This is a genomic window from Oceanospirillum sediminis (assembly GCF_014164585.1).
In the GTDB taxonomy this organism is placed as follows: Bacteria; Pseudomonadota; Gammaproteobacteria; order Pseudomonadales; family Halomonadaceae; genus Oceanospirillum; species Oceanospirillum sediminis.
On record NZ_JACJFM010000028.1, the window covers coordinates 52,154 to 71,346 of the forward strand.

The 19,193-nt window shown below is 46.7% G+C and carries 18 protein-coding genes; 12 read left to right on the forward strand and 6 right to left on the reverse strand.

Annotated features, from left to right (window positions below; translation table 11 throughout):
- Nucleotides 1-138: 138 nt before the first annotated feature.
- The 9 genes from aroQ (at nt 139) to H4O21_RS17795 (ending at nt 10,055) form a co-directional block, all read left to right on the forward strand.
- Nucleotides 139-588 (forward strand): type II 3-dehydroquinate dehydratase, encoded by a 450-nt coding sequence (aroQ, locus tag H4O21_RS17755; protein ID WP_182810221.1) that lies wholly within the window; start codon nt 139-141, stop codon nt 586-588.
- 148 nt (nt 589-736) lie between these two features.
- Nucleotides 737-1,195, forward strand: a complete 459-nt coding sequence (gene accB / locus H4O21_RS17760; protein ID WP_182810222.1) for an acetyl-CoA carboxylase biotin carboxyl carrier protein — start codon at nt 737-739, stop codon at nt 1,193-1,195.
- 115 nt (nt 1,196-1,310) lie between these two features.
- Nucleotides 1,311-2,651, forward strand: coding sequence for an acetyl-CoA carboxylase biotin carboxylase subunit (accC, locus tag H4O21_RS17765; RefSeq protein WP_182810223.1), 1,341 nt, complete (start codon nt 1,311-1,313; stop codon nt 2,649-2,651).
- Nucleotides 2,652-2,938: 287 nt separating this feature from the next.
- Nucleotides 2,939-3,841: a 50S ribosomal protein L11 methyltransferase gene (prmA, locus tag H4O21_RS17770; RefSeq protein ID WP_182810224.1), complete on the forward strand. Its 903-nt coding sequence runs from the start codon at nt 2,939-2,941 to the stop codon at nt 3,839-3,841.
- Between the two features lie 109 nt (nt 3,842-3,950).
- On the forward strand, nt 3,951-4,754 hold the full coding sequence (locus H4O21_RS17775; RefSeq protein WP_182810225.1) for a zinc-ribbon and DUF3426 domain-containing protein: 804 nt from the start codon (nt 3,951-3,953) through the stop codon (nt 4,752-4,754).
- 177 nt (nt 4,755-4,931) lie between these two features.
- Nucleotides 4,932-5,936 carry a tRNA dihydrouridine synthase DusB gene (gene dusB, locus H4O21_RS17780; protein ID WP_182810226.1) on the forward strand — a complete coding sequence of 335 codons (1,005 nt, stop codon included), beginning with the start codon at nt 4,932-4,934 and terminating at the stop codon, nt 5,934-5,936.
- A 1-nt stretch (nt 5,937) separates the two neighbouring features.
- Nucleotides 5,938-6,261, forward strand: a complete 324-nt coding sequence (gene fis, locus H4O21_RS17785; RefSeq protein WP_370463938.1) for a DNA-binding transcriptional regulator Fis — start codon at nt 5,938-5,940, stop codon at nt 6,259-6,261.
- 79 nt (nt 6,262-6,340) lie between these two features.
- Nucleotides 6,341-7,924 (forward strand): bifunctional phosphoribosylaminoimidazolecarboxamide formyltransferase/IMP cyclohydrolase, encoded by a 1,584-nt coding sequence (gene purH, locus H4O21_RS17790; protein WP_182810227.1) that lies wholly within the window; start codon nt 6,341-6,343, stop codon nt 7,922-7,924.
- A 244-nt stretch (nt 7,925-8,168) separates the two neighbouring features.
- A complete protein-coding gene (locus H4O21_RS17795; RefSeq protein WP_182810228.1) occupies nt 8,169-10,055 on the forward strand; it encodes an ATP-binding protein in 1,887 nt (628 codons plus the stop codon).
- A gap of 70 nt (nt 10,056-10,125) precedes the next feature.
- Here the strand turns inward: H4O21_RS17795 and H4O21_RS17800 are convergent, their stop codons facing one another.
- From H4O21_RS17800 to folE, 4 genes are all read right to left on the reverse strand, one after another.
- The gene (locus H4O21_RS17800) at nt 10,126-10,884 is read right to left on the reverse strand and encodes a TIGR04219 family outer membrane beta-barrel protein (protein ID WP_182810229.1); all 759 of its coding nucleotides are present in this window, start codon (nt 10,882-10,884) and stop codon (nt 10,126-10,128) included.
- 94 nt (nt 10,885-10,978) lie between these two features.
- A complete protein-coding gene (locus H4O21_RS17805; RefSeq protein WP_182810230.1) occupies nt 10,979-11,446 on the reverse strand; it encodes a hypothetical protein in 468 nt (155 codons plus the stop codon).
- A gap of 60 nt (nt 11,447-11,506) precedes the next feature.
- On the reverse strand, nt 11,507-11,914 hold the full coding sequence (gene folX, locus H4O21_RS17810) for a dihydroneopterin triphosphate 2'-epimerase (protein WP_182810231.1): 408 nt from the start codon (nt 11,912-11,914) through the stop codon (nt 11,507-11,509).
- Nucleotides 11,915-11,990: 76 nt separating this feature from the next.
- Entirely contained in the window at nt 11,991-12,545 is a 555-nt protein-coding gene (gene folE / locus H4O21_RS17815; protein ID WP_182810232.1) for a GTP cyclohydrolase I FolE, read from the reverse strand.
- A gap of 420 nt (nt 12,546-12,965) precedes the next feature.
- On the opposite strand from folE, the gene H4O21_RS17820 reads away from it, so the two are divergent.
- Both H4O21_RS17820 and H4O21_RS17825 read left to right on the forward strand, forming a co-directional pair.
- A complete protein-coding gene (locus H4O21_RS17820) occupies nt 12,966-13,481 on the forward strand; it encodes a hypothetical protein (protein WP_182810233.1) in 516 nt (171 codons plus the stop codon).
- Nucleotides 13,482-13,764: 283 nt separating this feature from the next.
- Complete coding sequence (locus H4O21_RS17825) at nt 13,765-14,853, forward strand: alkene reductase (protein ID WP_182810234.1); 1,089 nt, start codon at nt 13,765-13,767, stop codon at nt 14,851-14,853.
- Between the two features lie 147 nt (nt 14,854-15,000).
- Here H4O21_RS17825 and H4O21_RS17830 read toward each other — a convergent pair whose 3' ends face one another.
- Both H4O21_RS17830 and H4O21_RS17835 read right to left on the reverse strand, forming a co-directional pair.
- On the reverse strand, nt 15,001-16,740 hold the full coding sequence (locus H4O21_RS17830; RefSeq protein ID WP_182810235.1) for an ATP-binding protein: 1,740 nt from the start codon (nt 16,738-16,740) through the stop codon (nt 15,001-15,003).
- 438 nt (nt 16,741-17,178) lie between these two features.
- Nucleotides 17,179-18,003 carry a substrate-binding periplasmic protein gene (locus H4O21_RS17835; RefSeq protein WP_182810236.1) on the reverse strand — a complete coding sequence of 275 codons (825 nt, stop codon included), beginning with the start codon at nt 18,001-18,003 and terminating at the stop codon, nt 17,179-17,181.
- Between the two features lie 317 nt (nt 18,004-18,320).
- On the opposite strand from H4O21_RS17835, the gene H4O21_RS17840 reads away from it, so the two are divergent.
- Nucleotides 18,321-18,839 (forward strand): glycine cleavage system transcriptional repressor, encoded by a 519-nt coding sequence (locus H4O21_RS17840; protein ID WP_182810237.1) that lies wholly within the window; start codon nt 18,321-18,323, stop codon nt 18,837-18,839.
- The last annotated feature ends 354 nt before the right edge of the window (nt 18,840-19,193 follow it).

Sequence of the window (19,193 nt, forward strand, 5' to 3'; positions counted from 1 at the left end):
CCCTGATTTTCAAGTTGTTAGCTATTTTTCTGATTTTTTATGTCAGTTATCCGATTTTCAGTGAATTTAGCCATTATTGGCATTCGAACAGTCGTTTGCTGTTTTTTCTTAAAATTCTGATTCGGATTTTATCTGACTATGGCTTCTATTCTGGTACTAAACGGCCCTAATCTGAACCTGCTGGGCACCAGAGAACCTGAGATATATGGTGCTCAGACACTGGCAGATATCTCACAGGAACTGGCGGCTACTGCAGCCGGTCAGGGACATCAGCTGGAGTGCTTTCAGAGCAATGCCGAACATGCTCTGATTGAACGTATTCACGCTGCAAGAGAAGAAGCCGTTGATTTTATCCTGATTAACCCTGCTGCTTTTACTCATACCAGTATCGCTCTGCGTGATGCTTTACTGGGAGTAGCCATTCCCTTTATCGAAGTTCACCTGTCCAACGTCCATGCCCGTGAACCGTTCCGTAAGCACTCTTATCTGTCTGACGTGGCTGTTGGCGTGATTTGTGGTCTGGGAGCTCAGGGGTATGACCTGGCACTTCAGGCTGCATTGGCTAAGCTGTCGGCATCATCAGAATAATCACTCAGAGTATTCTGCAGGCATGGCTGGTGCGGTGACTGCGTACTTTCCGGTTAAAGGCGATATTAAGACGGCCTTTAACTCAGCGAACTTTACAGAAAGCTGTTTGTTTTCTGTAACCATACATCATTAAGTTAAGAGATCTGTCATGGATATCCGTAAAGTAAAAAAACTGATCGAACTGCTGGAAGAATCAAATATTGCAGAGATTGAAATCCAGGAAGGCGAAGAGTCTGTTCGCATCAGTCGTAACATTTCGGGCGCTGCTATTCAGTATGCACCGGCACCGGTCGCTCCTATGGCTGCCGCTCCTGCACCGGTCGCTCCGGCAGCAGCACCTGCTTCTGAAGCCGCGGTGGCTCCGGCAATGTCCGGACACCAGGTGAAATCGCCTATGGTGGGTACGTTCTATGGTGCTCCGGCACCTGGCGCTAAGGCATTTGTGACTCCGGGGCAGACGGTTAAGAAAGGTGACACCATCTGTATCGTAGAAGCGATGAAGATGATGAATCAGATTGAAGCGGATAAAGATGGCGTGATTGAAGCGATTCACGTAGAAGATGGTCAGCCGGTTGAATTTGATCAGCCTCTGGTAACGATTGCCTGAACCAGGTAATTATTCTGATCCTGATACCGGTGTGGTCAGTTTGCTCTGTCCTTCCGGGGGTCATGATTGGTTCTAAGTATCTTTTCCTGAATACTCCAGAGACAAAGGCTTGATCATGCTTGATAAAGTACTTATTGCAAACCGGGGTGAGATTGCGCTGCGTATTCTGCGTGCCTGTAAAGAACTGGGCATCAAAACGGTAGCTGTACACTCCTCCGCAGATCGTGACCTGATGCATGTTCGTCTGGCTGACGAATCCGTATGTATCGGTCCGGCTCCATCAATTGATAGTTATCTGAACATCCCGGCCATTATCAGTGCCGCAGAAGTCACTGATTCTGAAGGCGTTCATCCGGGATACGGCTTCCTGGCAGAAAATGCTGATTTTGCTGAGCAGGTTGAACGCTGTGGTTTTAAATTTATTGGCCCTAAAGCTGACGTTATTCGCCTGATGGGCGATAAGGTTTCAGCGATTGAGGCAATGAAAAAAGCCGGTGTACCAACCGTCCCGGGTTCTGATGGACCTCTGCCTGAAGATGGTGCGACTATCATCGAAATAGCGCGTCGTATCGGATTCCCGGTGATTATCAAAGCGGCAGCCGGTGGGGGCGGTCGCGGTATGCGTGTTGTGCATACTGAAGCGCACCTGGTGAATGCCGTTCAGGTCACGAAAGCAGAGGCTAAAGCTGCTTTCGGTGATGATACGGTTTATATGGAAAAATTCCTGCAGAACCCGCGTCACGTTGAAATTCAGGTACTGGCAGATGGCCAGGGTGGAGCCATTCACCTGGGGGATCGTGACTGTTCTTTGCAGCGTCGTCACCAGAAGGTTCTGGAAGAGGCTCCTGCACCGGGCATTCCTGACGATATCCGCAAGGCGGTTCAGGACAGCTGTGTTAAAGCCTGTGTTGATATTGGCTATCGTGGGGCGGGTACCTTTGAGTTTCTGTACGAAGACGGTGGTTTCTACTTCATTGAAATGAACACCCGTGTTCAGGTAGAACATCCGGTGACAGAAATGGTAACCGGTGTGGATATCGTTAAAGAGCAGCTGCGCATTGCCAGTGGCCTGCCTTTGTCGGTTAAACAGGAAGATATTGAGATTCGGGGCCACTCTTTCGAATGTCGTATCAACGCTGAAGATGCAAAAACCTTCCTGCCTTCTCCGGGCCGTGTGACTCATTTCCATGCGCCAGGTGGGTTGGGCGTACGTATGGATTCACACCTGTATGATAATTACAGTGTACCGCCATACTACGATTCCCTGATTGGTAAGCTGATTACCTGGGGTGAAACCCGTGAAATTGCGCTGACCCGTATGCGTAATGCACTGGATGAAATTGTGATTGAAGGTATTAAGTCCAATGTTGCTCTGCAGCAGGAGCTGGTGCGTGATCATGGTTTTATGGAAGGTGGTATCAACATCCATTATCTGGAGAAGAAACTGGGTGACTAATCCGTTTGTAAGTGTCTGCAAACTGATAGCCTTCCCGGCATAAGCAACATAATGAAATTGTTGTGAATGTCCGGTTTGCACATAATGTGAAGCAGGCCTTCAGATTATGACCGGCAATAAACCCTGCTCTTGCAGGGTTTATTGTTTTATCTGTTGTCCAGCAGATTTTGTTGGATGATTCTTATTCCTGAGCAGGTTAAACTGCGCCCCCGATAATGCATTTGCTCGTGTCGTTTTTGTACAAAGGCCGGCTGATGCCCCGATTTATCTGACGGAGATTCCCCCTCATGCCCTGGTTACAGATAAAAATTGATACCAATCCTTCTCATGCAGAGATTCTGGAAGAGTTATTGATGGCTGCCGGAGCCAATGCCATTACACTGGAGGATTGTAAGGATCAGCCTTTATTTGAGCCTATCCGGGGGACAACACCGCTCTGGCAGGATACCCGGATTACCGGGTTGTTTGATGCCGATCAGGACGCTCAGGCAATGACCCGGGCAATACGGGCTGGCTGGGAAGATATTTTTCCGGCAACGGATTTCCCTCCTGTGAAAGTTGAAATACTGGAAGATAAAGATTGGGAAAGAGAATGGATGGATAATTTTCATCCGATTCAGGTGGGTGAGCGGCTCTGGATCTGTCCGAGCTGGAAAGATGCTCCTGACCACAATGCTGTCAATCTGACTCTGGATCCGGGACTGGCGTTTGGTACCGGAACTCATCCGACAACTTTTATGTGTCTGAAATGGCTTGACCAGAATGATATCAGCGGTAAAACGGTTGTCGACTATGGTTGTGGTTCCGGTATTCTGGGTGTGGCGGCATTGCTGCTGGGCGCAAAGCAGGCATGGGGTGTGGATAATGACCCTCAGGCTTTGATCGCTACCCGGGACAATACCCGCAGGAACAATCTGCCGGATGAGCAGTTTGAGGTTTTTATGCCTGGTAAACTGGAAGATACCCGTGCAGATCTGATGTTGGCTAATATTCTGGCCGGGCCATTAATTGATCTGGCCCCGGTTATTACTGAGCTGGTTCGCCATGAAGGGCAGCTGGTGTTATCTGGTATTCTTCAGCATCAGGCCGATGAAGTAATAGGGGCATATAGCCCATGGTTTGATTTTGATCCGGTACAGGCCCTGGATGAATGGGTCTGCCTGAGTGCAGTCAAAATACGTCAGGGCTAGCCGGGTTCACAGATAAAAGGTTTTTTTCGTAATGTCAGGTTATGTAACCATTGCCTGAGATCAGATAGCCTTTTATTATGTGTTTATGCCTTCTGGATGAAAGATATACATGATGGATGCTCAGCTCACTCGTTGCCCTCATTGTCAGGCCTGTTTTTCGGTTACTGAATCTGAGCTGAGCTACGCCTATGGCGTAGCACGCTGTGGAGCCTGTCTTAAAATATTCAATGCCAGCCACCATCTGTTTGTGCTTGAGTGTGTTGATGAAACCAGCCTGAACTCTTCAATATCACCTTCTCATAACCACAGAGCAGATAAGGATCTGTTTGGAGATGTTGAAGAGACTGTATCTCCGGCCGGCCCGCCTGAGCTTCATTTGGCTGATGAACATCATGATACCGAACTGTCTTCGACTGATGGAGAGGAGAAAAGGTCTTTGATGGAGCAAAGCTGGGTACCAGTGGCGATGGGACTTAGCCTGTTAGTTCTGGTGATTCTGGTGATTGTTGGTAATACCCGTATGCTTAGCCAGCATCCTTCAATGAGTGCTCTGGTAGACGGTATCTGCGCGGTTACCGGGTGCGATCATCCCGTTATGTCCGATTTCGATCAGCTTAGTTATGGCCAGGAAGGTATTATTCCTGAAGGCAATAACACCCTGCAGATCGACTTTGTTCTGGAAAATAAAGGACAGATGACGGTACCTTTTCCGGCTATTCTGGTGGAGCTAAAGGATGCAACAGGGAGTGTAGTAACTGAGTATATTGCACAGCCTGAAGAATATCTGGCTGAAATGCCTTTTGCAGATCATCAGTTGCCTTCGGAATTACCGGTTGCCGTGACTCTGACTGTAAAGGGTGATGAAAATCTGATTGAAAGCTTCCGGCTGGTCTTTATTCCTTCTCTCAATTGACCGGTCCTCAGTTTTTTTAGCCTCAAGGCCGCGAATCTCTTTACTCTCAGGGCATACATAGTATTATTAGCGCCCCTCAAATTACCGGACCGGATGAATATACAAAGACCATACTGTGTCTTTAAGTCCGGAGATATAATGTCGCATCCGGCCGTCAGATTAAAGTGATGGGTTAGTATGATCAGAATTGGTCCCTATGAAATTACACAACCAACTATTCTGGCTCCTATGGCCGGAGTAACCGATCGTCCATTCCGACAATTATGTCGAAAGATGGGAGCGGGACTGGTGGTTTCAGAGATGGTGACCGCTGATGTGAAGCTCTGGCATACCCGAAAATCCAGGTTGCGCCTTGATCATGCAGGTGAAGATACACCAAGATCTGTTCAGATTGCGGGGGGGGATCCCCGGATGCTGACTGAGGCTGCCCGTATGAATGTGGCTCAGGGTGCCCAGATTATCGATATTAATATGGGGTGCCCGGCTAAAAAGGTCTGCAATAAAGCGGCGGGGTCTGCTTTACTTAAAGATGAAAAGCTGGTGGCCGATATCCTCCAGGCTGTTGTTGCTGCTGTTGAGGTTCCTGTTACCCTGAAAATTCGTACTGGTTGGGATCATGACAACAGAAATGGTGTCCCGATAGCACGAATTGCCGAGGATTCCGGGATTCAGGCTCTGGCAGTGCATGGCAGAACCCGTGCTGATGCCTATAAAGGCAATGCAGAATATGACACTATAGCGGCTATCCGACAGGCTGTTTCGATTCCCTTATTTGCTAATGGTGATATCTGCTCTGCTGAAAAGGCCCGTGATGTACTGGCATATACCGGGGCTGATGCTGTAATGATTGGCCGTGGTGCTCAGGGACGCCCATGGATTTTCCGCGAAATTAATCATTTCCTGGCAACCGGGGAAAAATTGCCTGAACCTGATAAAGAGACTGTTAAAGCTGTTCTGACAGAGCATCTGCAGGCGTTGTACCAATTTTATGGTGAACATATGGGAGTACGGATTGCCAGAAAACATGTGAACTGGTATCTGGGAACCCGGAATGATGGCAGCAGTTTCCGCAAGTTGTTTAATCAGCTGGAAACTCCGGTACAGCAACAACAGGCTGTGATCTATTTTCTGAACCATAACCAGTGCCCGGAAATGGCCGTTCTGGCGAGTCAGGTGGCCTGATATGAACAATAGTCTGAACAATATGGATATTTCTGAAAAACAATCTGCGGTAACGTCTTCCAAGACGGGGAAAGATACGGCTGATAATTCTGCCACTGCCCAGCCATTACGAACCAGTGTTGAGGCTGCACTGGATAATTATTTTACGCACCTGGATGGGCAACCAGTGACTGACCTGTATCAGATGGTGCTGGCCGAAGTAGAAGCTCCTCTGCTGGAAGCGGTTATGCGATATACCGGTGATAATCAGAGCCAGGCATCAGAAATTCTGGGGCTGAATCGTGGCACGCTGCGGAAAAAGCTTAAGCACTATGGCTTGCTATAATTAGATACGAACTTATCCGGACGGCAGTATTATTCTGCCGTTTTTATTTTCTTAATCACCCTCTGAGAAAGACGAGACTATGGCTGCAAATGCACAAAACCTGCCGGTTCGCCGGGCCTTAATCAGCGTGTCGGATAAAACCGGCGTTGTTGAGTTTGCTAAAGCGCTGACAGAGCGCGGTGTGGAAATCCTGTCTACGGGCGGTACGTTCAAGCTACTGACCGAGCAAGGTGTGCCTGCAATTGAAGTATCTGATTACACTGGTTTTCCTGAAATGATGGATGGCCGTGTTAAGACTCTGCATCCTAAAATTCATGGTGGTATTCTGGCTCGTCGTGGTCAGGATGACGATGTCATGGCTGAAAATGGTATTCAGGGTATTGATCTGGTTGCAGTAAACCTGTACCCGTTTGAAGCTACTGTAGCCCGCGAAGACTGCACTCTGGAAATGGCGGTGGAAAACATCGATATCGGTGGCCCTACCATGGTACGTTCCACGGCTAAGAATCATGCTTTCGTGACGATTGTTGTAGACGTTAATGACTATGGCCGTATTCTGAATGATATGGATGCTAACGAAGGCGCTGTAGCTCAGGCAACCCGTTTTGATCTGGCTATTAAAGCGTTTGAACATACCGCAGCATATGATGGCATGATAGCCAACTACTTTGGTCGCCTGGTTGAAGGTGGCAGCGAAAACTTCGCGCGTACTTACAATGTTCAGTACGAGAAGAAGCAAGAGATGCGTTATGGTGAGAATCCTCATCAGAAGGCTGCATTCTATGTTGAGAAGAATCCTGTAGAAGCCAGCGTATCCACAGCAAAACAGCTGCAGGGTAAAGAGCTATCTTTCAATAATGTTGCAGATACCGATGCGGCATTTGAGTGTGTGAAATCTTTTGCTGAGCCTGCTTGTGTGATCGTTAAGCATGCTAACCCATGTGGTGTAGCCATTGCTGAAAATCCTCTGCAGGCTTATGAGCTGGCTTTTCAGACTGACCCGACATCAGCCTTCGGTGGTATTATCGCCTTTAACCGTGAGCTGGATGCAGAAACGGCGAAAGCGATTATTGATCGCCAGTTTGTTGAAGTGATTATTGCGCCAGGTGTTTCTGAAGAAGCCAGTGCAATTGTTGCGACTAAAGCTAATGTACGTCTGCTGGATTGTTCTGATAACTGGCCGGGCGAGCGTGATTACGGTCTGGATTACAAGCGTGTTAACGGTGGTCTGCTGGTCCAGGACCGTGACATGGGTATGGTGACTGATGATGAACTGAAAGTAGTCACCAAAAAAGCACCAAGCGAAGAACAGATGCGTGATCTGGCTTTTGCCTGGAAAGTCGCTAAGTTTGTGAAATCTAATGCCATTGTATACGTGAAAAATGGTCAGACTATCGGTGTTGGTGCCGGTCAGATGAGTCGTGTATACAGTGCTAAGATCGCCGGGATTAAAGCAGAAGATGAAGGCCTGGAAGTTCCGGGTTCTGTTATGGCATCTGATGCATTCTTCCCATTCCGTGATGGTATTGATGCGGCTGCTAAAGCCGGTATCAGTGCTGTAATTCAGCCTGGTGGTTCTATGCGTGATCAGGAAGTGATCGATGCGGCTGATGAGCATGGTATGGCTATGGTCTTTACCGGCATGCGTCACTTCCGTCACTGATCGGATCAGTTATGGAACATAGGGTCTGAATAGATGACCTGCCGGTATTTATCTGGTAAAAAGGCTCTGCATTATGCAGGGTCTTTTTTATTTCTGCTGAATCCTTATCGGATAAAATAATAAATAAAGACAGAGAATAAAAAAGCGGGATAAAGCCGGATATCCTCCCGGATTTGCTTGCCTGCGCATGGCTTTAGGCACTATGCTGACAAAGACGTCTGTTTAAAGGTATTTCATTCCGATTATGCTTCATCAGCACTCCAGACAGTTATCTGATCACCCTCTGGCCAGTATTATTGGTCGGCGTATTATTCTTATTCTGGTGATCATCAGTAGCAGTATTACTTTGCTGTCGACTTTCTTACAGCTTTATACGGATTATACGCGAGAAGTAAATGCCGTAGAGCAGCGTCATGCCGAGTTGAAACAGGTGCATTCTGAGTCTTTGGCAATTAACCTGTGGGAGTTTAATGAAAGTCAGCTTAAACTGCGTCTGGAGGGGCTGGTAAAGCTCCCCGGGCTGGCATATATCAGAGTCAGTTCCAATACAGGAAATCAGGCCTGGGAAGCCGGAGATGCTGTTGAAGGGGATAAATTTGAGAGTCGTATCCCTCTGGTTTATGAAGGGCCTGGTTCTCAGAATCCTTTTGTTCTTGGCTCGTTGTATGTCCAGTCCAGTGCCGAAGAGATTTATGAGCAATTATTGCGAACCTTTACTTCTCTGTTACTGATTAATGGAGTTAAGACTTTTATTGTCTCTGCTCTGATTCTCTGGGTGTTTCATCTGAGCGTGAATCGTCGGATATTCAGTATCATGCGCTATCTGGAACGCTTCCGGCCCAGTCAGAAACATGTTCCTCTGGCAATGGATAAGCCCGTATTTATTACCGCAAAAGAGGATGAGCTGGATATTCTGGCGCTGGCTATTAACCAGCAGAGTCAGATGTTGCATCAGTTGTATAGTGAAATAGAGCTGGAAAAAAATCGTTTTACTGATTTTGCCAATGTGGCTTCAGACTGGTTATGGGAAACGGATGATCAGGGACAGTTGACGTTTGCCTCTGAACAGATGCGCTCTCAGCTGGGGCATACTCCGGAAACTGTGCTAAGACAGCAGAATCTGGCTCAGATTCTGGACGCGCCTATGCTACAGACCGCTTTTACTGGTAAAGATAGTTTTTCCGGATTGGAGCTGAGGGTCACTCTGAATGGAGAGAACCGCTATTTTGTCTTTCAGGGCCTGGTACAGGATACGGAAGGACGCTTCAGTGGTTTCCGAGGCACCGCTGTTGATATAACACAAAGAAAGCAGGCCCAGAATCAGCTGCAGGAATTGAATGAGACACTGGAATTACGTGTTCAGGAAAGAACCAGACAGCTTAAAAACTCTCTTGAGGAGCTGGAACTGACGCAGAATCAATTGATTGAAAGAGAGAAAATGGCATCTCTGGCTAACCTGGTTGCCGGTATTGCTCATGAAATCAATACTCCGCTCGGAGTCGCTATTACCGCAACATCAATGCTGGATATTGGTGATGACAGCGATGATAAAGAAGTCGTGGATCTGATTAATAATAATTTGCAGCGTGTTGTACGTCTGGTCCAGATGTTTAAACAGACTGCGGTTACAACTGAGCGGATTCAGGTTGAAAAGGTTAACATGAAAGATCTGATTGCTGATCTGAACCTGGGGCTGCAGCAGTCTTTGACAGAGAAGCAGGCCAGCCTGAAAATTGAGGTAGATGACGGCCTTTACTGGTCAACCGTACCATCCAGCTGGTTGCAGGTGATGGGGCAGTTGATTAATAACAGCCTGACTCACGGTTTTAGTCAGAGTGATAGCACGAACTGTATTACGCTGAAGGTTCATGTCAGCGATCATAGTCTGGTGCTGGAATATTCTGATAACGGTGCAGGACTTGAACAGGATGTACTGGATAAACTTTTTGAGCCTTTCCATACTACTCGTCGCAGTCAGGGATGTACCGGACTGGGTATGCATATCGTCTATAATCAGGTAACTCAGGTACTGAAAGGACAGATTGTCGCGACAGGCAGTCCGGGAGAAGGTATCGCAGTGCGTATTATTGTTCCTGAATTGGAAGAACCTGCTATTCCGGCAGAGCCCTGAAACAGAGTTCTGCCGTTCGTTGTGTCGAAGATAATAAACCTGAGTACTTAAAAGCTATTGCATATAGCCATTAGAAATGCAGGTAAACGCTGGCATAAACACCTTTCGCGTCGAAATCCGCATCCAGTGAATCCACATCATCCAGCTCCAGATTAAAGCTACGATACCCCAGTTCTCCGGACAGCACATAGACGGGTGTGTAGCTTACAAATACTCTGTAGTCTGTCAGTCTTATATCTCCGGTATTGATATATTGCATACTGCCACCGGCAGAGAAATCTGTACCAGGTATCCTGACCTGTCCGCTACCATAAAGCAGAGGTACATGAGCATCCAGTTTCTGATGCTCCTGGTCAATCCGTACTTCACCATCAAAGATACGCAGGGTCACGCCCAGGTCTAAAGAAGCGGCCAGTGTGTCATCCAGCAGCTCATAGTATGCAGTGAAGTCAGTATGAGACAGGTCGAACTCGGAGCTGACCTCTGTACCTGCATTGTAGGTCGTGTCTCTGAATTCTATGGTACGTTCCAGACGATTACGGGAGGTTTCGCTCAGATTAGTTCTGTCGATACGTAGTTCAGGAACCATAGGAAGAGGGTGTTCCAGGACGAGATAGAGATGATTCGCTGACCCTGAACTGTAGCCCAGATCTTTCTTAAGGCCGATTTGGCCCTGCCCTGAGCTTGCCGATTTAAAATCACCACTAAATGAAGGAGACCAGTAGGAACTACCCAGGTAGACTCCCAGTGTATCGGCAGAAGCATGGGGACTGATCAGGCCGGATAAAGTACTCAGGGTCAGTATGGGTAGCAAATGATGGGTTTTCATCGTTATATTCATTCCAGACGGGGTCACTTTATTTTCAGATATTGCTCTGCAGTCCAGAGAGTTCATGGCGAGAAGTGATCAGTACGGTTAAAAATCAGCTCTCCGAGCCTGATAGCTTCAGTATCAGTGTAAGGATTAATACGATACAGGCAATTGCTCCGGCTGCCAGAGCCATGCCTTTTCCCTTATAACGTTCAGGCTGGAGTCGGGCTTCTCTGAATCCCATCAAAGCAAATAGCAGAGCAATCAAGGCAACAAAATAGCCTAAGGGGACAGACATAGCAGCGGTTCCGATAGCCATGACAGACCAGAATGAGGTCTGTACCGGGCGAATTTCATCACTGTCCGCACTTTTGGTGGCTCTGGCCTGCATCTGACCCGCTGGCAGATTAAACACCTGTCGAGCTTCCTGACCTTCCGGTTCAAAACTGACCAGAATGCCGCTATCTGGTAATCCCCGGCCTCTCCAGCCCGTCAGATCAAACTGATACTGCTGGTTATCCTCTCCTTTGATTGTACCCAGCTGTTGTTCCGTATCAAAATGAGTGATTTCGCCTTGCATCAGGCCTCCTTTTAAATGACTTTGAACGATCTGTGCCGGAATAAATTCAGGTTACAGGCATTATTGGTCTGCTGGTTCTCTGCGGTCTGACAGCGTAATGGAAACGGAATCAGAAAAACGCAGAGCGTGGGGTTTGTCGACTTCAACCTGAGCCACTTCGACCTGCTCATAACCCATAATAATATCCAGAATTTCACGGGTCAGTCGCTCCAGTAGTGCAAAGCGATTCTCTTCTACATGAGAGATGACGGCCTTGGTAATAGTCCGATAATTCAGCGCTTCGTCGATATGATTAAAGCTGACGGCACGATCTGCATGATACTGAATGGTGATATTAATAATCACATCCTGTTTATTCAGTATTTCATCTTCATTAATACCAATATAGGTTCGAAGGCGCAGGTTCTTGATCTGAATAGTGGCCAGATTATGTCCACTGCTGGCATTACTGACGGCGTGTAAAGGCATTGTCTTCTCCCTGAAGCTGGCCGGATAAGATAAAGCCCCGGAGTATAACTTCGGGGCTTATAACCGCTGATTTGAATCAGTTAGTGATTAATGTCAGATATTCCTGACGTGTTGCCTGGGATTCCCTGAAAGCCCCCAGCATGACAGAGGACTTCATGATGGAGTTCTGTTTCTCCACGCCACGCATCATCATACACATATGCTTTGCTTCAATTGTCACAGCAACACCCCGTGCCCCCGTAACCTGCTGGACAGCATCAGCAATCTGTTTGGTCAGATTTTCCTGAATCTGAAAACGACGTGCGTACATATCGACGATACGGGCAAATTTTGACAGGCCCAGTACTTTTCCAGCCGGCAGATAGGCAATATGACACTTACCAATAAATGGCAGAAGATGGTGCTCACACATGGAGTAGAGTTCAATATCCTTAACGATGACCATTTCATCCGTTTCTGATGAAAAGACAGCACCATTGGTGACCTCTTCCAGAGTCTGCTGATAGCCTCGGGTCAGATACTGCATGGCTTTAGCAGCACGAACAGGCGTATCCAGAAGGCCCTCTCGCTGAGGATCTTCACCTACCTCTGCCAGAATTGTTTCGTACAGGTCTGCCAGTTTTTCTGTCATTGGGTTACCTTAACATTAATCAGTGTCAATTCTTTATGCTTACGTTCTAATTTAAAATAAGCTTAAGTTTTTAATTTGTCAGGGAATATCAGCCTTTGTGTCCATATTATTCCGGACAGGGGAGCATATAATAGCTGAAAGTAGCTGCGCAAGGGTGCGACAATTTGTCCATTTTACCTGACTAAGCTGGTCAAGCATAATCCCGGACAGCGTTCCCCTGTAAAAAAATCTGAATCTGTTATACTTCGCGCTCAAAAAAGCGGATCACAATGCAGTACAAAGGCCTGACAGACAGGAATAAACGGGCTGCAGAGAATAAGAGAACGCACCAGTTGCATGAAGGGTCCGAGCCCGGGCAACGCTTTTTTCGCGTGACTTCTTTTGATTAGTAGATATCTGTATCCACAGAAACGGTGAGCCATGAAACGATTATTGACAACTGCTCTTCTGGGGGCGTGCCTTCCTGCTTACGCTGAAACACCTTCTGCAACAGGCTACGAATTACCGGCAGATACTGTGCTGAATGTTCAGGTGCTGGTTGATAAATCAATCAGTAAAGGCGAAACCCTGTCTCACTTGCTGTTAAAAGCGACAGGTTCTCAGACTGGTGCTGAGCTGCCAGAGCGCTGCCTGCTGTCTGCCAATGCATCCATCAACAATAATCATGTTGAAGTAAATGTAACCCGTGCGCTTTGTGTACAGCCGAATGGTGATATTTTTGACGGACCAGTAAATGCACGTATTACAGAAAGTGCTGACACTTTTGGTCTGAAGTCTGCCTGTGCCGATGACAGCTGTGGTTCTGCATTACTGCGAGCAGGTCAGGATTACAGCTTGCGTTTATATGATGCGGCCAATATTGCTCTGGTGATTAACCAGACAGAGCAGATTAATATCCAGCGCCGCAACTATAGCCCGGATGCTGAACAGCAGTAATCCTGGCCCTGAGTATACAAAACCTTATGATGTTACAGAGTGGTTATTCTGTGGCATCCGGGGACAATAAAGTGTGGTGAAGCAGCATAGCCGCAACACTTGCAGAGCCACATTTTATGTTTTTCGATTGATTATTCTTATCCGATACCCTCCGTTTTTGCTTTATAGATTTTTTGGGTTACAACCTTTAGTTAAAACTATTCTGAGGGTTTCCTGTCTACCCGGCTACCGGGCTTCTTTGTTCAAATAAGCTGCAGTTATTTCTGATTAAGAGGCTATGTCCATGAGCAATCTGTTTTCTCCTTTGCATCTGGGAGCAATTGAGCTGTCTAACCGTGTACTGATGGCTCCTCTGACTCGCTGTCGTGCAGATGAAAACCATGTACCAACAGATCTGATGGCTGAGCATTACGCCCAGCGTGCCAGTTCAGGGCTGATTATCGCTGAAGCTACAATGGCGATAGAGGGAGCTTCAGCTTTCTGGCGTGAGCCTGGTATCTATTCTGAAGCCCAGATTGAAGGCTGGAAAAAGGTTACAGATGCGGTGCATGCCAAAGGCGGACGTATTGTTTTGCAGATATGGCATGGCGGGCGAGCTTGTCATCCCGCATTGAATGACGGTGACGTGCCTGTGGCGCCTTCAGCACTGGCAATTGATGATGAAGTACATACTCCAGAAGGAAAGCAGCCCTATACGATACCTCGTGAGCTGTCCGATGATGAAATTCCTGGTATTATCAAAGGCTTTGTACAGGCTGCAATTAATGCAAAGCGGGCTGGTTTTGATGGTGTAGAAGTACATGGCGCGAATGGTTATCTGCTGGATGAGTTTCTGCGTGACGGCTCTAATCTGAGAAGTGGACCATATGGTGGTGCGATAGAAAACAGAGCACGACTGTTGCTGGAAGTGATTGAAGCCGTCTCTGAAGTCTGGGGCAGTGACAGGGTAGGTGTCAGAATTTCGCCGCTGAATAGTTTTAACAGCATGAAGGATAGCAACCCTGTTGAACTGGCTACCTGGCTGGCAAAGAAACTGAATGACTACAATCTGGCTTATCTTCATCTGATGCGCAGTGATTTCTTTGGTATTCAATCAGGTGATGTTGTGTCACCGGTACGTGAGCATTATCAAGGCAATCTTATTCTGAATATGGGCTATAGTGGAGAAGAGGCAAACCAGGTGATTGAATCTGGCCAGGCTGAAGCGATTGCTTTCGGTAGCAGCTTTATTGCCAATCCGGATTTACCTGAGCGACTGCGCCTGAAGGCACCTTTGAATGAAGCCGATCCCTCTACGTTCTACAGTCAGGGCGCGCAGGGCTATACTGATTACCCAACCCTGAGTGAGGCCGATTCACTGGCTGAGGCCTGATCTGCTCAATTCGCTCTGACACTTCGTGTCAGAGCGGATTTATAAGATAAAAGCATATTTCAATGGCATGGGCATTTTGTCAGAATAGTTAACTCTTAATCGAGTCTTTCTGTGTCTATAGCGGTCACATATAATCTGTAACCTGATTCAGCTTTCAAAAGCAATACGGGCCAGAGGCAGGCGGACCCAGAAGGTGCTGCCTTTGCCTGGAATACTTCTGTAATCTATGTCTCCCTTCATCTGTTCTATCATGTATTTACAGATACTTAAACCGACTCCTGTGCCACTGATATAGCTATTTTTATGCCCTTCACGGTTAAAAGGCAGAAACAAATCCCGGTGCTCTGCCAGCTCTATACCATGACCATTATCTTCGACCTGGATTTTCAGGTAGCCTTCTTCCTGCTCAGTGGTTAAGCGGACCCAGCCTCCTGAACTATTATATTTAATTGCATTGGAGAGCAGATTAATCAGGATTTGTTTAAGAAATAAAGGATCAACACGCAGATCAGGCAATGGTGGCAATCTGTTTTTTTCCAGTTGTATTTCTGCTTGCTCTGCAATCGGAAGCATTATCTCTATGGCTTGCTGTATCAGTGACACCGGTGATATAGCCTGAACATGGCACTCCAGTTTGCCTGATTCTATTTTGCCGTATTCAAGGATATTATTGACAAGATGCAGCAGATGCTGACCACTCTGAATGATCTCCTGAGCAAAGTCCTGATACTCACAGGGCAACTCTTTATCATCTGTCATGAGTTGAGCAAATCCCATAATAGCATTCAATGGTGTACGGAATTCATGGCTGACAGATGCGAGAAACTCTGATTTAGCCTGATTAGCCTGCCTGGCTTCGGCCATGGCTGCAACAGCCGATTCTTTTTGAATAATCAGTTCCTGCTGATAGAGGATCTGATCACTGATATCTCGTATAAAAACTGCGTAATAGTGTTTTCCAGGGACCGGTATACGGGTATATCGTATCTCAACATCACACTGTTTGTGGCCGTGTAGTAACAGGGTTTGTTGATGACTGCCCTGGACAATGCCGATGGTCGCAGAATACTCAGGCAAGGACAGATCAGTGATCATTGTGCTGTGTGTTGTAATATCCAATGCCTGCTCTGCTTGCTGATTGCAGTCAACAATAATATGGTTTTCTGAGCAGATCAGAATAATATCCAGACTATTCTCCAGCAGAGTGTCATGTAAATGCAGGCTGTTCTGATAGCCCTGTAAAGATGGGTGCAGTAAAAAACGATATACAATGATCACCATAATAATGGAAGACAGTGTTGCGACCAGAGAAATCTGCCAGATATGTTGTGTATGTTGCTTACTGATGGTTTCGTACTCTTTTACAGCCTGATCCAGTTGGTTCAGCAATCCGGGGTTCACTGAAAAGTCCAGTTGCCTGATCTGACTGATCGCTGGCAGAGAACTTAATTGATTGTTCGTCAGTAAAGTGGCTTCAGCAATAAAGCGTGTAAGGCGTGGATCAATCGACTGATCATCTTGAAAGTAAAGCTGCTCTAAATGTGGGGTGCGGACCTTTTTTATACTGCCATCCTGACTACCATGAATCAGCGCCTGATGACTGTTATTCAGTTGAAGTAAATTGCTGGCCAGTGCCTGCTGAGCTTGTCTGATTTCGTCAGGCCGACTGAGTGATGCGATCCGGTAGCTGTACATAACACTCTGTTCCAGCAGCATTCTTTGTTTGCCTGCCATATTAATTCGCAGAGCGTCACTCTGACTGATACGGGTATAGTAATCCAGTACCAGAAACCCCGTCACTGATATGGTGATCAGAATAAGACCTGCCAGCACTATTCGCCGGTTGAGGTATTGAATAAAGCTGGCCGGTTTTTTATGAGGCCCCATATCACCGTTCTCCGAACAAAATAAGTCTCTTTATATTAGAGGTTTAAGGTTATATCTGAAACTGTATTGTCTTTTCAGGTTTTATTCTCGACTGCATGGTCATTTCATGGCACTGTATTCTGGAATCAACCCTGACCTCAAGGGTCTATGATTAACAGGATAGGATTGTTCCGAGCAGAACTCCTGTACTTTGAGCCACTAATGATCTGCTTTATCGTCATCGTACCGATCAACTGGATATTGAACGGATCACTTTGTTTAATGCGGTTCGTTGTCATATTCAAAGATGGGTATTTCTGAATGGTGCCAGAACCGCTGTGTTCAGTGACTGATCGGGCCCGGCTTGAAACAGAAAAGCTTTTGATGTTTTAGCCTGTATTTCCTGCCGCCTGGCCTGTTAGCCGGACGTCCTGGCAGGAAGTAAGTTGTCCAATAGGTTTAGTCATTATCTGGCTGGATGTTTTTAATAATATTCGGGGTCAGAAGAGATGAAGTGATCTGTTCCTTCCTGTAGTATCGTGCCAGGATACGGAGATAACTGCCGTCTTTGATAATTCGGTGGATGCCTTGTCTGAACTTCTGTATCAGCCCTTGTTCATCTTTATGAAATACCAGTCCGATAGGCACGGTATGAATGGCTTCATCTATAACGGCAAACTGACCTTCTTCACCTGGAAATAATGTCTGTATCAGAGTCCAGCCAGCCGTTTCACCACCAATAGCAAAATCGATTCGGTCAGCATTCAGCATTCTGAAATTCTGTTCCAGTGCACTGGTCCAGCGAATATTGAGATGAGCCCGATTGACGACAGGAGTGGTGGAACTCCCCCGAACATTACCAATACTGAATGGTTTCAGTTCACTGAGCTTCTGATATGACATACCTGATGGAAAGCGTGCTTTTTTATAGAAGAGCTTAAAGCTGATATTGAACAGATTAACCGCCTCTACAGCGTGCTCTTTCTGGTCTTTGATAAACCAGTTGATTGACCCCAGACTGGCAGGATGCCTTCGGGTAACAACAGAGTTGACGCTGCGAATCATTGGGATGTAATCAAACTTAACGTCGACATTGACAGCCTGGAAAGCAGCTATAGTCAGGTCTGATGCAACGCCATAGCCTTTATCCGGGAGATAGGCAGACTGAAAAAGAGGAGGATATTCAATGGTCGATATCCGAATCCGGGAATAAAGGTCTTGTGCCTCGGTCTGGTGAGCGATAAAAAAAAGGTAACCTAGCAGTACACGAGCGATGATTTTCATAAGGGTGAATAACAGTAATTTTATTATTTTTGCTGTCTGCAAAATACCATATAAAAAAAACGTGATGATGTCTGTAATATTTGGTGCATCAGGTTTTTCTTATTCGTTCATGGCCCTGGATTCTATATGCTGAGGTCAAATTTATTCAGAGTTCGTCTTATCTGTAACTGAATCAATGTAATGGTGTTTTTTTCTGTAGAAATGTTCAGACAGAGTGAAAGAACACTGACTATTATGAGCGGAGTGGTATAGTAAAACGGTTATATAAAGGTCTTTGGGGTGGACTCAGGCCACAGTAAATGCAACAGGAGCATATTATGAAGACATCTCTGGTATTGACCGTTATTGGTCCGGATAAACCTGGTCTGGTAGAACTGCTTTCGCAGACCATTGCGGCTCATCAGGGTAATTGGCTGGAGTCCGGTATGTCTCGTCTGGCAGGTAAGTTTGCCGGTATTCTTATCACTGAAGTACCTGAGGGGCAGGTTGAGGCCCTGACGGCAGAGCTGACAGCGCTGCAAGAGAAAGGGTTGAAAGTGGTTGCTGAAAGAACGTCAGAGCCAGAAGTTGTGTCAGATCAGCAGCGTTTCACTCTGGAGCTGGTGGGGCATGACAAACCAGGCATTGTCCGTGAAATATCTCAGGCACTGGCTGAACGAAAAGTGAACGTTGAACGCCTGAATACAGAGCTGGTATCCGGCTCTATGTCTGCGGAGCTATTGTTTAAAGCGGATGCGGATCTGTCTGTTGCTACAAATGCTGATCTGGATGAACTGCAAGGAGCATTGGAAGACATTGCCAGTGATCTGATGGTCGATATCATCCTGAAGAACTGATGACATAATCCTGTTATCAGATCAGCAATCCGGTTGGTACTACAGAGCCGAGCTGCAAATTCTTGTATGGAGAAGTAGTACTGACCAGGTGTTCTGCCGAATACATGGCTGTGCAGACGTGTTTTGATACTCTCCTTTGGATCAAATTGCGTAAGTTATCATAACGGCCTGGAAGGCGCCGATATAATAACTTGTTTCACAGGCCGTTGACTCGCTTCACTGGCCATTTTACTGAACCTGCAGGAAAGGTTAATGAATAACAGACGTAACTATTCAGCTGCCCGGTCAAAGATATCTGGCAGCTGCCCACAAAATAACAGGGTTAAGGCATTACTTGCTGATACCGATTGTTTA

Bases quoted from the DNA above. Each gene is read 5' to 3' on its own strand.
- H4O21_RS17805 (WP_182810230.1), bottom strand. From the start codon at position 11,446: ATGCAAGGCGAAATCACTCATTTTGATACGGAACAACAGCTGGGTACA.
- H4O21_RS17800 (WP_182810229.1), bottom strand. From the start codon at position 10,884: ATGAAAACCCATCATTTGCTACCCATACTGACCCTGAGTACTTTATCC.
- H4O21_RS17835 (WP_182810236.1), bottom strand. From the start codon at position 18,003: ATGAAAATCATCGCTCGTGTACTGCTAGGTTACCTTTTTTTTATCGCT.
- aroQ (WP_182810221.1), top strand. From the start codon at position 139: ATGGCTTCTATTCTGGTACTAAACGGCCCTAATCTGAACCTGCTGGGC.
- purH (WP_182810227.1), top strand. From the start codon at position 6,341: ATGGCTGCAAATGCACAAAACCTGCCGGTTCGCCGGGCCTTAATCAGC.
- accB (WP_182810222.1), top strand. From the start codon at position 737: ATGGATATCCGTAAAGTAAAAAAACTGATCGAACTGCTGGAAGAATCA.
- H4O21_RS17830 (WP_182810235.1), bottom strand. From the start codon at position 16,740: ATGGGGCCTCATAAAAAACCGGCCAGCTTTATTCAATACCTCAACCGG.
- H4O21_RS17775 (WP_182810225.1), top strand. From the start codon at position 3,951: ATGATGGATGCTCAGCTCACTCGTTGCCCTCATTGTCAGGCCTGTTTT.
- accC (WP_182810223.1), top strand. From the start codon at position 1,311: ATGCTTGATAAAGTACTTATTGCAAACCGGGGTGAGATTGCGCTGCGT.
- fis (WP_370463938.1), top strand. From the start codon at position 5,938: ATGAACAATAGTCTGAACAATATGGATATTTCTGAAAAACAATCTGCG.
- H4O21_RS17795 (WP_182810228.1), top strand. From the start codon at position 8,169: ATGCTTCATCAGCACTCCAGACAGTTATCTGATCACCCTCTGGCCAGT.
- H4O21_RS17840 (WP_182810237.1), top strand. From the start codon at position 18,321: ATGAAGACATCTCTGGTATTGACCGTTATTGGTCCGGATAAACCTGGT.
- H4O21_RS17820 (WP_182810233.1), top strand. From the start codon at position 12,966: ATGAAACGATTATTGACAACTGCTCTTCTGGGGGCGTGCCTTCCTGCT.
- folE (WP_182810232.1), bottom strand. From the start codon at position 12,545: ATGACAGAAAAACTGGCAGACCTGTACGAAACAATTCTGGCAGAGGTA.
- prmA (WP_182810224.1), top strand. From the start codon at position 2,939: ATGCCCTGGTTACAGATAAAAATTGATACCAATCCTTCTCATGCAGAG.
- dusB (WP_182810226.1), top strand. From the start codon at position 4,932: ATGATCAGAATTGGTCCCTATGAAATTACACAACCAACTATTCTGGCT.
- folX (WP_182810231.1), bottom strand. From the start codon at position 11,914: ATGCCTTTACACGCCGTCAGTAATGCCAGCAGTGGACATAATCTGGCC.
- H4O21_RS17825 (WP_182810234.1), top strand. From the start codon at position 13,765: ATGAGCAATCTGTTTTCTCCTTTGCATCTGGGAGCAATTGAGCTGTCT.